Genomic DNA, 14,542 nt, shown 5'->3' with positions numbered 1-14,542 from the left:
ATCAATAGCGATAGGGGTTGTTGGGCCGGCGGTCGTAACGGTTGGGCACACCGTCACCGTCGTTGTCCCGGCGGCCGCCATGGTGGCGGCGGTCATCCCAGCGGCGGTCGTAGTAGCCGTCGCGGCGATAGCCGGGGCCGTAGTAGTGACGCGGCGGAGGCGGCGGTGCGTAGTAGCGGCGCGGAGGCGGCGGTGCGGGCACGACATACACCTGCGCCTGAATGAAGTTTCCGCTCGCATGGGCCTGGGCCGGAACGGTGAGCGAGGCCAGCGACAGAAGGGCCGCGGCGCCGAATGCAAAAGAAAGCTGTTTCATGTGATCCCCCGGTTGTGGTTGGAAGCCCCATCCTCGCGGCCTTGTGTGAAGTTGGTGTAAGGCTGGAGCGAAATCGGATGAAGAGCTGTAAGCGCCTTGCGTGCAGGACGTAGCAAGGCCAAGACACAATTGTGAATGGACTTTGCACCGCGGAACATGTCCCGCGGATAGGCCATTGGCCGTATCGGCCGGAAGTTCAGCCGCGCGGGGCGGGCAGCATGCGGCGCAGGGCTTCGAAGAACAGGTCCGACTGCTCGCGTTCACCCTGGATCTGCGCCGCCACGTGCGCGGCCAGCTTCGCATTGACCGGCACCAGTGGGCGCCCGGTCGACTGCGCGATCACCTGGTGCAGGCAGGCGCGCTCCAGGTAGTAGAGGTCGTCGTAGGCGTGGGCAATGTTGCCGCCGGCCACGATCACGCCGTGGTTCGCCAGAAAGGCCACGTCCTTGCCCGCCATGGCGCGGGCGATGCGTTCGCCCTCCGCGTCGTCGAGCGCAAGGCCGTTGTATTCGGCGTCGATGGCGATGCGGTTCATGTAGCGCATGGCGTTCTGGCTCGCGGTCGGGTCGAGCGCGCGGTCGACCGTGATCGTGAGCGCCGTGGCATACGGCATGTGGCAGTGCAGCACGACTGCATGACCCGTGATGCGGTGCACCGCGCCATGGATGAAGAGGGCGGTGGGCTCCACGCGGTGGCGCCCGGCGAGCACCTCGCCGTGCACGTCGATCAGCACGATGTCGTCGGGGCCGATCTCGCTCCAGTGCAGCCCGCGCGGGTTGATGAGGTAGCGGTCTTGTGCGCCCGGCAACATCACGCTGAAGTGATTGCAGACGCCTTCTGACAGCCCGTGGTGGGCGGCTGCGCGCAGGGCCAGGGCGAGGTCTTCGCGCAGCTTGCGCACGGCAGGGCTGGCGTAGGTGGCATCGGCGGACATCGAGGGGCTCTCCATTTTTCTTGTTACGGAGTAAGGGCGTAGATCAGGCGAGGATCAGGCGAGGGTCAGGCCCGTCCAGGCCGCGATGAATTTCTTCGCGTCTTCGCGCACCGCCGCGGCCTGCTTGCCGGGCTTGTAGAGCGCGGAACCGATGCCGAAGCCGGCAGCGCCAGCCGCGCGCCATTCGGCCATGTTCGCGGGGGTGATGCCGCCCACGGGCATCACCGGCGTGCCGGCCGGCAGCACGGCCAGCAGCGCCTTCACCACGGCGGGCGAGGCCAGTTCGGCCGGGAACAGCTTGAGCCCGGTGGCACCGGCCGCGAGCGCGCCGAAAGCCTCGGTCGGCGTCATGACGCCCGGCAGGCAGACCATGCCGAGCCGCACGGCTTCGGCAATGACCTCGGCGTTGAAATTGGGCGAGACGATCAGTTCGCCGCCGGCCGCATGCACCTCGCGCACTTGCTGCGCTCCGAGCACTGTGCCGGCGCCGACCAGCGCCTGCGGAAAGCGCTTGCGCATCAGCGCGATGCTTTCCAGTGGTTGAGGCGAATTGAGCGGCACTTCGAGCAGCCGGAAGCCGGGCTCGACGATGGCATCGCCGACATCGGCTGCCTCGGCGGGCGTGAGGCTGCGCAGGATCGCCACCAAGGGCAGCTCGCGCATCGCGGCGCCGAATTTGTCGAGGGGAGTGGGGGTGCTCATGCGGGAATTCTGTCGGAATCGAGAAAGCCGGACAGCGCATGCAGCCCGGCCCAGGTGGCTTCGGCCCCCAGCGTGCGCGTGGCGACGCCGGTGGCGCGCAGGGCCAGTGTGTAGCGCTGGGTGAGGGCGGAGGAGCCGATCAGGATCACCTCGCCGGCCGCCTGCAGCGACTGCGTGCGCAACTCTTCGCCAATCAGCAGGCCCGAGAGATAGCTCGCGAGCTCTTCCTTCGGCATGCGCTCGAACAGCGCGAGCGTGCGTGTGCCGAAGGCGTTGTGCAGCAGGCCGTGCCCGTTTTCGGAGCGTGTGACGCCTTCGAGGAACGAGGCTTCGTCGAGCGGCGCCGATGCATCGAGCGTGCGCGCCAGGATCGAGTGCTGGCTCAGCAGTGCGTAGAACTCGCCCGTCATGTAGGTGCGAAAGCCCGCGACGCGCCCCTTTTTTACCGTGGCCCACTTGTTGTGGGTGCCGGGCAGCACGAAGACGCCTTCGCTCAGGCCCGTGAGCTCCATCGCGCCGAAGATCTGAACCTCTTCGCCGCGCATCACGTCGGGCACGCCGGCGTGCTCATCGCTCAGGCCCGGCACGATCGCGATGCGAGCGCCGGGAATAGCATCGATGTCGATGATCTTGCGGCCAACTTCGACGCGGCCCGCCGGGCAGGCGCAGTAGGGCGCTTCCACCCAGCCCTGCTTGCTGCCGGCCATGCCGGAGATCAGGCAGCGCGTGCCCTCAAGGCGCATCCAGTCGCCGAACAGCGTCTCGAAGACGGCGGGAAAGCCGCCTTCGGGCACCGTGAGAATGCCGCGCGCATCGCTGCGCTCTTCCAGCACCTTGCCGCCGGCATCCAGCAGTGCGCCGCGCAGTGAACTCGTGCCCCAGTCGATTGCTACCAGTCTTGTCATCTCAGTGATTGTCGCGCGGCACGAATGCCCCGCGGCGACCACGCAGGAAGGCCAGGTCGGCTCCCTGGTCAGCCTGCAGCACTGTATCGACGTACAACTTCCAGTAACCGGAGTCCAGCGGCGCCTTCGGTGCCACCCACTTAGCACGGCGCTCGGCCAGTTCTTCGTCGCTCACATGCAGATGCAATTTACGGTTCGGCACGTCGAGCTCGACGATGTCGCCGTCCTGCACCAGCGCCAGCGGGCCGCCCGCGGCTGCTTCGGGCGCGGTGTGCAGAACCACCGTGCCGTAGGCCGTGCCGCTCATGCGCGCGTCGCTGATGCGGACCATGTCGGTGATGCCCTTGCGCAGCACCTTCGGCGGCAGCGGCATGTTGCCCGCTTCGGCCATGCCGGGGTAGCCCTTGGGGCCGCAGTTCTTCAGCACCATGATGCAGTGCTCGTCGATGTCGAGGTTCTCGTCGTCGATGCGCTTGTGCAGGTCTTCGGCACTTTCGAACACCACCGCGCGGCCCTTGTGCACCAGCAGCTCGGGCGTGGCCGCGCTCGGCTTGATGATGGCGCCGTTGGGCGCGAGGTTGCCGCGCAGCACGCAGATGCCGGCCTTCTCCTTGAAGGGCTCCGCCAGCGTGCGGATGACTTGCGGGCCGTAGTTCTCGGCGTCCTTCACGTTCTCCCACAGGCTCTGGCCGGTGACGGTGAGGATGTCCTTGTGCAGGTGATCGGCAATTTCCTTGATCACCACCGGCAGGCCGCCCGCATAGCAGAAGTCTTCCATCAGGTACTGGCCCGAGGGCTGCAGGTTCACGAGGCAGGGCAGATCGGAGGCGAGGCGGTCGAAGTCGTCGAGCGTGAGGTCGACACCGATGCGGCCCGCAATGGCCAGCAGGTGGATCACGAGGTTGGTCGAGCCGCCGATGGCAGCATTGACCTTGATCGCGTTCTCGATGGCCTGGCGCGTGAGGATCTTCGACATGTTCATGTCTTCATGAACCATGTCGACGATGCGCCTGCCCGCCTGCCGTGCCAGCACGTTGCGGCGGCCGTCCACGGCGGGGTAGGCCGCATTGCCCGGCAGGCCGATGCCCAGCGACTCGACCATGCTGGCCATGGTGCTCGCGGTGCCCATCGTCATGCAGTGGCCGTGGCTGCGATGCATGCAGCTCTCGGCCTCGAAGAATTCCTGCAGCTTGAGCGTGCCGGCACGCACCTGCTCGCTCATCTGCCACACGCCGGTGCCCGAGCCGAGCTCCTGCCCGCGCCACTTGCCCGAGAGCATCGGGCCGCCCGACACGCCGATGGTCGGCAGGTCGACGCTGGCCGCGCCCATCATGAGCGCGGGCGTGGTCTTGTCGCAGCCCATGAGCAGCACCACGCCGTCGAGCGGATTGCCGCGGATGCTTTCTTCCACGTCCATGCTCGCGAGGTTGCGATACAGCATGGCGGTGGGCCGCAGCAGCGTTTCGCCGAGCGACATCACGGGAAACTCGAGCGGGAAGCCGCCCGCTTCGTACACGCCGATCTTCACTTGCTCCGCGAGCGTGCGGAAGTGCGAGTTGCAGGGCGTGAGTTCGCTGAATGTGTTGCAGATGCCGATGACCGGGCGACCGTCGAACTGGTCGTGCGGCACACCCTTGCCCTTCATCCAGCTGCGGTAGATGAAGCCATCGCGGTCATGACGGCCGAACCATTGCTGGCTGCGAAGTTCACCGGGTTTTTTCTTTGGGGCGGTGCTCATGAAATGTCTCTCTTTGTTGTCGATGCGTGGGCTCGACCCTCAGGGTTTGTCCTGCCGATCCAGCGTTTCAATCATCATATGATAAGCGCGAACAATGCGCCGGAGCCTTAGTGTTTTCGAGCGGCGAGATATCAGATTTCACATCGCACATGATCAAGAACATCCACGGTCGCACGCTCGAACTCCTCGGTGAAGCCGTGGTGGCGGGGCGCTATGCGATCGGCGCGTCGATCCCCTCCGAGCCCGTGCTCGGCGAGGAACTCGGCGTGAGCCGGACCGTGGTGCGCGAGGCCATCAAGTCGCTGGCGGCCAAGGGCCTGATCGTCACGGGGCCGAAGGTCGGCACGCGCGTGCTGCCCAAGGACAAGTGGAACTGGTTCGATCCCGACGTCATTACCTGGCAGGCGCGCGCGGGGCTCACGCCCGAGTTCCTGCGCGACCTGCAGGACTTGCGCCGCGTGGTGGAGCCGGCGGCAGTAAGGCTTGCGGCCGAGCGGGCCACGGCCACCGACATCGAGGAAATAGAAAGCGCCTTCGCAGGCATGAAGGAAGCCGTGGAGAACGGCGGCGACTACGTCACCTTCGACCTGCGTTTTCACAACGGCCTGCTGAGTGCCGCGGGCAACCGCATGTTGTCGCAGATGAGCAAGGTGCTCAACGCGCTGCTGCGCACCAGTTTCGAGATTTCGACCACCAAGCCCGACGGCCCCACGCTTTCGCTGCCGCTGCATCGTGCGGTGCTCGATGCGGTGATCGCGCACGACCCGGCCAGGGCCGAGCTCGCGATCATCCGTCTCATCGACGGCGCGCGCCAGGACATCGAGGACGTGCTGGGCTCGCGCCGACGATTGCCGCGCCTGAGCAGGCCGCCGCCCAGGCTCAAGGCCAGTTAGCTGGTCGCATTGGCGCCGTCTACGCGTTTGTCCGCAGTTCGCATCCGGTTCTTTCACCCTACGCTCGCGCCCCGAGCAAATTCCACCCAAGAGAAGAAGGAGACATCAACCATGAAACTCGTCAAGTCGCTGATTGCGCCGACGCTGGTCGCGCTGGGCCTGCTGTCGGCAGGTCACGCTGCCGCGCAGGAGAAACTCACCGTATGGTGGGTCAAGGGCTTCTACAAGGCGGAGGACGACGCACTGTTCGCCGCCATCAAGAAGTTCGAGGAGAAGAACAAGAACGTGAAGATCGAACTGTCGCAGTACCCGATCCAGGACATGATCCCCAAGACCGTGTCCGCGCTCGACTCGGGCAGCCCGCCTGATGTGGCGTACGCCGACGTGTACGACTTCCAGGTCACCGGCAAGTGGGCCTACGACGGCAAGCTCGAAGACATCAGCAGCGTGCTCACGCCCATGAAGGACCGCTTCGCACCCAACACGCTCGAGACCACCTACCTCTACAACGACCAGACCAAGACCAAGGCCTACTACGCCTTCCCGATCAAGCAGCAGACGATGCACATCGAGTACTGGCGCGACATGCTGGCCGAGGCGGGCTTCAAGGAGTCGGACATCCCGACCACCTGGAAGGAGTACTGGTCGTTCTGGTGCGACAAGGTGCAGCCCGCCAGCCGCAAGGAAAGCGGCAAGCGCAACTTCGGCATCGGCATGCCGATGGGCGTTGATTCGAGCGATGCGTTCTATTCGTTCCTGACCTTCATGGACGCCTACAACGTCAAGCTGGTGGACGACAACGGCAAGCTGCTGGTCGACGACCCGAAGGTGCGCACCGGCCTGATCGGCGCCATGACCGACTACACCACGCCCTACACCAAGGGCTGCACGCCGCCTTCTTCCACCAGCTGGAAGGACCCGGACAACAACGTCGCCTTCCACAACAAGACGACCGTGATGACGCACAACGCGACCATCTCCATTGCCGCCAAGTGGCTCGACGATTCGAACAACGCCTCGCTCACGCCCGAGCAGCGTGAGGAAGCGCGCAAGAACTACACCGAGCGCATCCGCACGGCCGGCTTTCCGAGCAAGCCCGACGGCAGCAAGATGGTCTACCGCACGGCCGTGAAGACCGGCGTGGTGTTCAAGGACGCGAAGAACAAGGCTCGCGCCAAGGAGTTCGTAACCTTCCTGCTGCAGGAAGAAAACCTGACGCCGTACGTCGAGGGTTCGCTGGGCCGCTGGTTCCCCGTGACCAAGACCGCGCAGCAGCGTGACTTCTGGAAGGCCGACCCGCATCGCCTCTCGGTCTACAACCAGTACGCCGCCGGCACCGTGACCTTCGAATTCACCAAGAACTACAAGTTCACCGTGCTGAACAACGAGAACGTCTGGGCCAAGGCCATGAGCCGCGTCGTGACCGACAAGGTGCCGGTGGACAAGGCCGTGGACGAGATGATCGCGCGCATCAAGACGGTGGCGGGGCAGTAAGCCGCGTACGCACGGCACCCGTCAACAACAGCAGCTGCATGCCATGAGCGCCACTGCCACCGCCGCCGCGTCGACCACACCGGCGCCTGTCGTCAATCTCGGGGCGCGGCATGCGCGCTGGCAGTTCTGGGGCGCGGTCATGGTCGTGCCCTACCTGCTGGTGTTCGTGGTGTTCGTGCTGTACCCGGTGGGCTACGGGCTTTGGCTCGCCCGCCATCCGCAAAGCTACGTGAAGCTGGTCGAAGACCCGATCTTCTTCCGCTCCGTGATCAACACCGCCATCTTCCTGGTCGTGGCGATCAACCTCAAGATGCTCGTGGCGCTGGTGCTCTCGGGCTTCTTCGTAACGTCTCGCTGGTGGATCAAGATCATTTCGGCGATCTTCATCCTCCCGTGGGCGATGCCCTCGATTCCGACCATCCTGTCGATCCGCTTCATGCTGAACCCGGAGTGGGGCGTGATCAACAGCACCATCTTTCGCCTGACCGGCGCCGATGGTCCCAACTGGCTCAACGACCCTGCGCTGGCGCTGAGTTTCGCGATGGTGGTGCATGTGTGGAAGTCGCTGCCGTTCTGGACGCTCATCCTCGTGGCGGGGCGGCTGGCCATTCCCACCGAGCAATATGAAGCGGCTTCGGTCGACGGCGCATCTTCGTGGCAGAAATTCCGCTTCGTGAGCTGGCCTGCGCTCAAGACGCTCTACATCACCTCGCTGATCCTCTCGATGATCTGGACGCTGGGCGATTTCAACAGCGTCTATCTGCTCACCGGTGGTGGCCCCGCCGACCTGACGCATGTGCTTGCCACGCTGGGCATCCGCTACCTGCGGCTTGACCAGGTCGACCTGTCGATGGCATCCATCGTCGTAGCCCTTCCATTGGTGCTGCCGCTCGTGTACTTCATGATGAAGAGGCTCTCGAAATGAAGCGCTGGACCCCCAAGGCCGTGGCGACCGAGGCCAAGCTGCTGCTCATCGGCATTCCGGTGCTGCTGTGGACGCTGATCCCGGTCTATCACATGGTGCTGTTCGCGATCTCGTCCAAAGACTCGGCGACCTCGGGCCACCTGTGGCCCAAGAACCCGACGCTGGACAACTTCCGCATCGTGTTCCAGCAGAAGCACTTCTACCTCGACCACTTCTGGCTGCAGCTGTGGAACTCGCTGCTGATCGCGGTATCGGTGGGCGCGATCACGCTCTTCGTCGCGACCACGGCAGCCTTCGCGATCAGCCGGCTGCGCGTGCGTGGCGGGCGTACGGTGATGAACCTGGCGCTGTTCACGTACTTCATCCCGGCGGCGTTCCTGGCCGTGCCCATGTACAAGACCATGGGCAACTACGGCCTGCTCAACAGCCAGTGGGCGCTGATTCTCGCGATGGTGACCATTGCCTCGCCGTACTGCATCTGGGTGCTGAAGCAGGCGTCGGACAAGCTGCCCTACGAGCTCGACGAAGCCGCGCGCATGGACGGCGCCTCTCCGCTGCAGCTGTTTCGCCTCGTGTACCTGCCGTTGATGGTGCCGTCGCTGGTGGCCGTGGGCACGTATTCGCTGCTGCTGGCCTGGAACGAGTACCTCTATGCCTTCCTGCTGCTGTCGAACGACAAGAGCGTGACGCTGGCGGTGGCGCTGGGCAACTTCCTGTCGGCCGACGATTCGCCGTGGGAACTGCTGATGGCCACCGGCCTCATCTACGCACTGCCGCCTGCGGCGATCTATTACGCATTCAAGCGCTACATGGTCGGCGGCCTCACCGCCGGCGCAGTAAAGAGCTAACCCCCAAGCTTCGCGCACTTCGTGTCGCTTCGCCAACCCCCTTGCAGGGGGCAACACCAGCGGCCCGGCAAAGCCGGTTCCGCGGTGTTCCGCGAAGGACCCCAGATGCAAACGACACACTGAAGAGAGATCCCCATGGCATCAGTATCCTTTCGCAATATCCAGAAATCCTTCGGCAAGGTCCAGATCATCAAGGGCCTGGGCTTCGACATCACCGACGGCGAGTTCGTCGTGCTGGTCGGCCCCTCGGGCTGCGGCAAGTCGACGCTGCTGCGCATGCTCGCGGGCCTGGAAGACATCAGCGGCGGCGAGATCATCATCGACGGCCGCGTGGTCAACGACCTCGAGTCGAAGGACCGCGACATCGCCATGGTGTTCCAGAGCTACGCGCTGTACCCGCACATGACGGTGGGCGAGAACATGGGTTTCAGCCTGCGGCTGCGCAACGCCGAGAAGTCGGTGACCGACGAGCGCGTGGCCAGGGCTGCAAAAATTCTCAACCTCGATGCGCTGCTGGGCCGCTATCCGCGCGAGCTCTCGGGCGGCCAGCGCCAGCGCGTGGCCATGGGCCGCGCCATCGTGCGCGACCCGAAGGTGTTCCTGTTCGACGAGCCGCTGTCGAACCTCGACGCCAAGCTGCGCGTGGCGATGCGCGCCGAGATCAAGGCGCTGCACCAGCGCCTGAAGACCACCACCGTCTACGTGACGCACGACCAGATCGAGGCCATGACCATGGCCGACCGCATCGTCGTGATGCACGACGGCATCGTCGAGCAGATCGGCACGCCGCTGGACCTGTACGACCGGCCCGACAACCTGTTCGTTGCGCAGTTCATCGGCTCGCCGTCGATGAACGTCATCGAAGGCACGGTGCGGCGTTCGGGCGGCGACTGCTGGGTCGAATCGCAGGGCGCGCGCTGGCCGGTTCCCATCGGCACCTCGGCGCCCGACGGCCAGCCGGTGCACTACGGCATCCGGCCCGGCGACATGACGCTCGGCGGCGGCTCGCACGGCGTGGAGGCCAGGGTGATCGTGGTCGAGCCCACGGGCGCGGAGACCGAACTGCTGGTGCAGGTCGGCGAAGCCAAGCTGGTGCTCGCGGTGCATGGCCGCGTCGATGCCGGACCGGACGACACCGTGCGGCTGGCCATCGAGGCCGAGAGCGTGCACATGTTCGACCGGCAGACCGGCCGTCGCATGGGCTGAATCGCGAGGGTCAGGCCGTGCGCAGCCGCAACAGGGCGCGCACGAAGCCGTGATCGGAGCGCGAGCGGTCGCGCCCTTCGTGCAGGTGGTCGTTGAAGTAGTCGACACGCCGCACGTCGCCCAGGCTGTGCCGGCTGCTGGCGACGAACTCCTCGCTCACGAGGATCTGGTCGAGCACATCCGGAAAGCCCTGGTGGATGTGCGAGTACGCCACGTCCTTCTTGAGCGCCGACTCGCCCTGCATTTCGTAGGCGTTGAACAGCGCCACATCGCGCGCGGCCTTGTCGTAGGCCACTTCGGAGGTGGCGGCCACGAGCTGCGTGGTCACGCTGTGCGGGTTGTCGTTGAAGTCGCCCATCACCACGAGCGGTACGTTCGTGCCCTGCAGCAGATCGATGACGATGCAGCGCAGGGCCGCGGCCTCCGCGCCGCGCATCAGCAGTGAGCGCAGCGACGCCATCACGCCTACCTTGCGGTCGTCGCGGTCTTCGAGGTGGTTGCCCTGCGCGTCCTGCAGGAACTTCGGGCGCTTGGACTTCAGGTGCACCGTGAGCACATGCACTAGCTGGCCGTGCTTCATGCGCACCGTGACCAGCAGGGGAGGCCGCTCGAAGCGTGTGTGCGCACCGAGCCCCGGCACGTCGACACCGAAGCCCGGTGGAAAGTCGACGAAGGAGCGGACCTCGTCCACCACCAGCCGCGTGACGATGCCCACGCGCGGCGTGCCTTGTGCGCCAGTTCGCGCAGGCGTGCCCTCGGGGCTGCCGGGCGGTGGCGTGTTCTCGGCGCCGGGCACCGAGACGAAGTCGTAGCGCAGCCCGCTGCGCGCGATGGCCGCCTTGAGTGCCGATTCGTCCCACACCTCCTGCACCGCCAGCACGTCGGCGTTGAGCGCGTGAAAGCGCTCGCCGGTCCAGTCGATCTTTCGCTCGTACTCGCGCTCGGTGTAGGCGTCCTGGTTCTCGTAGTACACGCGGTTCGGGGCCGCGAGATTGAGGAGATTGCAGGTGGCTACGAAGAGGGTGGCGTAGTTGGGTGGGATGTATTGCATGGCGTGACAATTGTGGCTTGAGTTGTCATTTGCTGCCTCCGCGTTGCCGCACCAGACCATGACCTGCAGATACTGCCGACGTTGATACTGCCAGGCAGCAGTCTAGTCATCACGTCTGCCCGGACTGACGATGCTCCATGCTTGGGGCGAGGCGCAGGAGCAGGGCCGGCGAGGTCTCCAGGACGTCGTGCGATTTCCGGTATTTTTCAACGGATGTCGTGAACTATCTGCCCGCTTCACCGGTTTAACAATTCCGCTAGGCAAACTTCAAGAGTTCGAAAGAAGCGTGCCAAATCAAGGCAGCGATGCGAGGCGCCTGGATTCTTCAGGTTCCAGGTGTCTCCATGCATTGCAACTGCTTCGGCATTTGCGTTGGCTTACGCCTTCGCGCCAAGCCAACCTGTCGCTCCAATTCCTTCGCGCCGGGCAATTGCGCGGACCGGAGCCTTGAGCGTCATTGGCCGTGCCATCGAACAAGAGGAGGGCCGGGTGATGCGATGCAAGCACGTCGCATTCTTCATGGCTTGAGGATCATCAAAAAAAGAGAGGAACGGGCATGACAATGCCGATCATTTTTTCCAGGTACTTGGCGGGGGCGTGCCTCGCAGGGCTCATGACTGCATGCGGAGGTGGAAGCGATGGGGGCGCCGGCAGCGCTTTCTTCACGGGTTCGGGCGCAGCGACATCTACGGCAACAGCGCCGGGGGCGGAGGCAAGCGCATCCTCGAATCCGCCGGCGACTCGTCAGCCGGAGGGGCTGGCACCCGGTCTCCCAGCGGAGCCTGCGCCGGTCTTCTGCTCGAAGGCCATCGATCTCGCCTTGCTGAGCGGTGACCCGGAGGGCCTGACAGACGCTGCGGCCCTGGCAAGGTGCGCCATCGATTTCGCGAAGGAGCTTTCGGCCCGGCAAGCGGCCTTGCCAACGGCGCTGTACGGTGCCGAGAGCAGCGAATACGAGCCGAGCAAACATTCCCAGTTCGTGCTGCCGGCGAACGTCGAGAACGCCCAGCCTTTGATCGTCGGCGACAAGGGCAAGGTTCTTGCCAGCTTGAGCATTGCAGCAGGTGGCCGTAGCGCGGGTTACGGCGCGAACATCCTCCATCAGTTCGAGCAGTCTGCGAACCTCGCGCATGCACCGGCGTTCCGGCGCTTGCTGAGCTGGCTGCTCACGGCAGACGCCTCGAAGCCGCTGCCGAGCTCGATCAAGCTGAGTTACTCAGGCATCGATCCGGCGGCGGTGGAGAACGGCTTCAAACGCGCCGGGGTGGAAGTATCTGCGACGGCGTGCGATTTCTCGGTCACAGGCAACTGCGGCAATGGCTCGCAATTGCTGTTGCTGGGCTCCGACGTCACGGACAACCCTGTGCTTGAGACACAGGTGGCTCAACTGCTGGCATCGGGCCAACCGGTCCTGTACGTTCATACGAAATCCTGGGGCGACAACAAAGCGAGCCTCAAGATGCTGGCTGGCATGGGTATGCTGCTTGGCGGGTACGGCGGCAATTTCTTCGCCGCCGACGCCGTTGCACCGGGGCGCACTGCCGCTGCGAACAAGGTTGCGGTGGCCCAGTTTGCCGGCGTCCTGCCGCTGCTGCGCAGGATGGTCGAGAACGACTGGCGCGCCGACTACGACTGGGGCGCATGCAGGGACGACGACTGCAGCATGGTTGCCGGCCTCACGAGCGATGTGCTTGCACCTGCAGAGCTGTTCCGGGAGAAGATCGACGCCTTGAGTCTCTCCGGTCGCAATGTCTTCGAGCAGCCCTCGACGAACCTCTATCGTCTGCTCGTGCTCTGGGCCGATGTCACGCGACGGGGAATCAAATACCCGATGAGCAAGGAGCGCCAGGCTGGGGCCTTCATGCAGGCAGTGGTGGCCGACAGTCTGGTTGCCTATGTTCGACCCACGGGCGGTGCCCAGCCGGATCTTGGCACGTTCATGAACGGGGCGGCAGCTCGGTTCGAGGTGTCGGCGACCGATGAGGTGGTGACCATTCCGTTGACGCAGGAGTCCGGCTTCACGGCGCTGGGGCGCTTCGCGATTCCCGGAAAGACCCTGGCCGTCCAGGTGGTCGATGCTGCAGGCGCGACTCTTTCCTTGCAGATCAATATCCAGGAGCCCAAATCGACGAAGCTGTGGTCCGACAAGTACGACCGTCCCCGGTTTGTGCGAAGTCCAGCCATCGCGCTCAACGCACAGGCCGTCACCTACATCACGAGTCCGTATGGAGGAACACTGCAACTGGTGTTTGCCGGTGCGCCTGCCGATGCCAAGGTCCGGCTGCGTATTCGCGGCGTTGCCCAGCATCCTTTTCTCGATCTTTCCAACGGCGGCAAGGTCGCTGACTTCATCGCGAAGTTCAATGCCACAGCCTTCGACTGGGCTGAGATCAAGCTGCCAGGCGTTGAAGTTCACACGCGTGTAGACAAGATGAAAGAAGCCTTGAAGGACTCCGGCTACGGCAGCGATCTCGATCGCTATCTGAAGGAGTTGCGCACTTACGTGATTGAAGATGCCTACCAGCTGGCTGGCCTTGCGGTTTCGGGCAAGTCGCTACCGACAGCAGTACTGAAGAATTGCACGGCGTGGGGGTGGGACTGCACCAGCGACAACCTGCACCGGCTTCCCGGCGTTCAGCACTTCAACGTCGATCTCTATGCCAAATGCGGGAGCGGTTGCGCGGGCAACCCTGCCGACATCTCCTGGGGGTTCAGTCCGCGTGGCTGGGGCGAAAGCCACGAGTTGGGGCACAACCTGCAACAGAACGTCCTCAACGTCTACGCTGGCCGCAGCGTGGAGGTCTCCAACAACATGTTCCCGCTGCACAAGAACTGGCGGTTGCTGCGGGAGCTTGGCGTTGATCTGGAGAAAGACCGAGTCGGCTATCGGTCGGCGTTCGACATGATCGTGGCCGCTCGCGCCGAGGCAGACCCTGTTCAGGGCGCCTATCGCCGCATCTGGGGCTCGGCCGACTATGCGGCGCAGAACGGGGAGCGCATGGCGTTCTACATCCAGTGGGTCCACTATTGGGCAGAGCGCACGGGTGACAGGACGCGCGGATGGGAGATCTTCACCCAGCTCTACCTGCACCAGCGTCTGCTCGCCCGGGCCGATTGGGCTGCCTACAAGGCCAAACTGGGATACGGGAACTACACGATCCGCCCTGGGGATCTGAATGGCAATGACAATCTGCTCATCGCGCTATCCTGGATGACGGAACGCGACCAACGGGCGACATTCGATCTGTGGGGCATCACCTATTCGGCCGCTGCTGCTGCTCAGGTGAGCAGCTACGGTTTTGCGAAGGAGGCCGCGCTGTTCTATGCCAACAACAACACCAACAACCATGACACGACTGTCAGGATCGACATGACGGCGTCAAAGCCGGCCGCCTGGCCGTTCTAGGTGTTCAACCCGGGACTTGATGGGGCGGATCGATGATGAATCCATCCGGCTCTCAAGCCCGGCATTTGCCTGGGTTCCCTGAACCGCCCGGGCCTGTGTCGCAAAGGGGGCGGGTAGCTGGCGC

At 64.5% G+C, this 14,542-nt stretch carries 12 protein-coding genes; 6 read left to right on the top strand and 6 right to left on the bottom strand.

The window, feature by feature from the left end:
* Position 1: 1 nt before the first annotated feature.
* The 5 genes from NWF24_RS22050 to NWF24_RS22030 form a co-directional block, all read right to left on the bottom strand.
* Positions 2 to 316, bottom strand: a complete 315-nt coding sequence (locus tag NWF24_RS22050; RefSeq protein ID WP_258350395.1) for a hypothetical protein — start codon at positions 314 to 316, stop codon at positions 2 to 4.
* A gap of 196 nt (positions 317 to 512) precedes the next feature.
* Complete coding sequence (locus NWF24_RS22045) at positions 513 to 1,265, bottom strand: aldolase (protein ID WP_258350394.1); 753 nt, start codon at positions 1,263 to 1,265, stop codon at positions 513 to 515.
* A gap of 39 nt (positions 1,266 to 1,304) precedes the next feature.
* Positions 1,305 to 1,952 carry a 2-dehydro-3-deoxy-6-phosphogalactonate aldolase gene (locus tag NWF24_RS22040; RefSeq protein ID WP_258350393.1) on the bottom strand — a complete coding sequence of 216 codons (648 nt, stop codon included), beginning with the start codon at positions 1,950 to 1,952 and terminating at the stop codon, positions 1,305 to 1,307.
* Positions 1,949 to 2,857, bottom strand: coding sequence for a 2-dehydro-3-deoxygalactonokinase (locus NWF24_RS22035; RefSeq protein WP_093177893.1), 909 nt, complete (start codon positions 2,855 to 2,857; stop codon positions 1,949 to 1,951). Before NWF24_RS22035 ends, NWF24_RS22040 begins: the two co-directional genes overlap by 4 nt.
* Position 2,858: 1 nt before the next feature.
* The gene (locus NWF24_RS22030) at positions 2,859 to 4,595 is read right to left on the bottom strand and encodes an IlvD/Edd family dehydratase (protein WP_258350392.1); all 1,737 of its coding nucleotides are present in this window, start codon (positions 4,593 to 4,595) and stop codon (positions 2,859 to 2,861) included.
* Between the two features lie 149 nt (positions 4,596 to 4,744).
* Between NWF24_RS22030 and NWF24_RS22025 the strand changes: the two genes are divergently transcribed.
* The 5 genes from NWF24_RS22025 to NWF24_RS22005 all read left to right on the top strand — a co-directional run bounded on the left by NWF24_RS22025 (position 4,745) and on the right by NWF24_RS22005 (position 9,961).
* On the top strand, positions 4,745 to 5,488 hold the full coding sequence (locus NWF24_RS22025; protein WP_093058273.1) for a FadR/GntR family transcriptional regulator: 744 nt from the start codon (positions 4,745 to 4,747) through the stop codon (positions 5,486 to 5,488).
* Positions 5,489 to 5,599: 111 nt separating this feature from the next.
* On the top strand, positions 5,600 to 6,982 hold the full coding sequence (locus NWF24_RS22020; RefSeq protein WP_093078812.1) for an ABC transporter substrate-binding protein: 1,383 nt from the start codon (positions 5,600 to 5,602) through the stop codon (positions 6,980 to 6,982).
* 43 nt (positions 6,983 to 7,025) lie between these two features.
* A complete protein-coding gene (locus NWF24_RS22015) occupies positions 7,026 to 7,907 on the top strand; it encodes a carbohydrate ABC transporter permease (RefSeq protein WP_093058275.1) in 882 nt (293 codons plus the stop codon).
* Positions 7,904 to 8,755, top strand: a complete 852-nt coding sequence (locus tag NWF24_RS22010; RefSeq protein ID WP_093058276.1) for a carbohydrate ABC transporter permease — start codon at positions 7,904 to 7,906, stop codon at positions 8,753 to 8,755. Before NWF24_RS22015 ends, NWF24_RS22010 begins: the two co-directional genes overlap by 4 nt.
* 135 nt (positions 8,756 to 8,890) lie before the next feature.
* Positions 8,891 to 9,961: an ABC transporter ATP-binding protein gene (locus NWF24_RS22005; protein WP_258350390.1), complete on the top strand. Its 1,071-nt coding sequence runs from the start codon at positions 8,891 to 8,893 to the stop codon at positions 9,959 to 9,961.
* Positions 9,962 to 9,971: 10 nt separating this feature from the next.
* On the opposite strand, the gene NWF24_RS22000 is transcribed toward NWF24_RS22005, so the two are convergent.
* Complete coding sequence (locus NWF24_RS22000) at positions 9,972 to 11,012, bottom strand: endonuclease/exonuclease/phosphatase family protein (RefSeq protein WP_258350389.1); 1,041 nt, start codon at positions 11,010 to 11,012, stop codon at positions 9,972 to 9,974.
* 820 nt (positions 11,013 to 11,832) lie between these two features.
* Between NWF24_RS22000 and NWF24_RS21995 the strand changes: the two genes are divergently transcribed.
* A complete protein-coding gene (locus NWF24_RS21995) occupies positions 11,833 to 14,418 on the top strand; it encodes an ImpA family metalloprotease (RefSeq protein WP_258350388.1) in 2,586 nt (861 codons plus the stop codon).
* Positions 14,419 to 14,542: the final 124 nt, after the last annotated feature.

This window comes from Variovorax paradoxus (genome assembly GCF_024734665.1).
Taxonomy (GTDB): Bacteria; Pseudomonadota; Gammaproteobacteria; order Burkholderiales; family Burkholderiaceae_C; genus Variovorax.
This window is presented reverse-complemented; position numbering and strand designations above follow the sequence as displayed.

Coding starts and splice junctions, on each gene's coding strand:
- NWF24_RS22050 (WP_258350395.1), bottom strand. CDS start 316: ATGAAACAGCTTTCTTTTGCATTCGGCGCCGCGGCCCTTCTGTCGCTG.
- NWF24_RS22045 (WP_258350394.1), bottom strand. CDS start 1,265: ATGGAGAGCCCCTCGATGTCCGCCGATGCCACCTACGCCAGCCCTGCC.
- NWF24_RS22040 (WP_258350393.1), bottom strand. CDS start 1,952: ATGAGCACCCCCACTCCCCTCGACAAATTCGGCGCCGCGATGCGCGAG.
- NWF24_RS22035 (WP_093177893.1), bottom strand. CDS start 2,857: ATGACAAGACTGGTAGCAATCGACTGGGGCACGAGTTCACTGCGCGGC.
- NWF24_RS22030 (WP_258350392.1), bottom strand. CDS start 4,595: ATGAGCACCGCCCCAAAGAAAAAACCCGGTGAACTTCGCAGCCAGCAA.
- NWF24_RS22025 (WP_093058273.1), top strand. CDS start 4,745: ATGATCAAGAACATCCACGGTCGCACGCTCGAACTCCTCGGTGAAGCC.
- NWF24_RS22020 (WP_093078812.1), top strand. CDS start 5,600: ATGAAACTCGTCAAGTCGCTGATTGCGCCGACGCTGGTCGCGCTGGGC.
- NWF24_RS22015 (WP_093058275.1), top strand. CDS start 7,026: ATGAGCGCCACTGCCACCGCCGCCGCGTCGACCACACCGGCGCCTGTC.
- NWF24_RS22010 (WP_093058276.1), top strand. CDS start 7,904: ATGAAGCGCTGGACCCCCAAGGCCGTGGCGACCGAGGCCAAGCTGCTG.
- NWF24_RS22005 (WP_258350390.1), top strand. CDS start 8,891: ATGGCATCAGTATCCTTTCGCAATATCCAGAAATCCTTCGGCAAGGTC.
- NWF24_RS22000 (WP_258350389.1), bottom strand. CDS start 11,012: ATGCAATACATCCCACCCAACTACGCCACCCTCTTCGTAGCCACCTGC.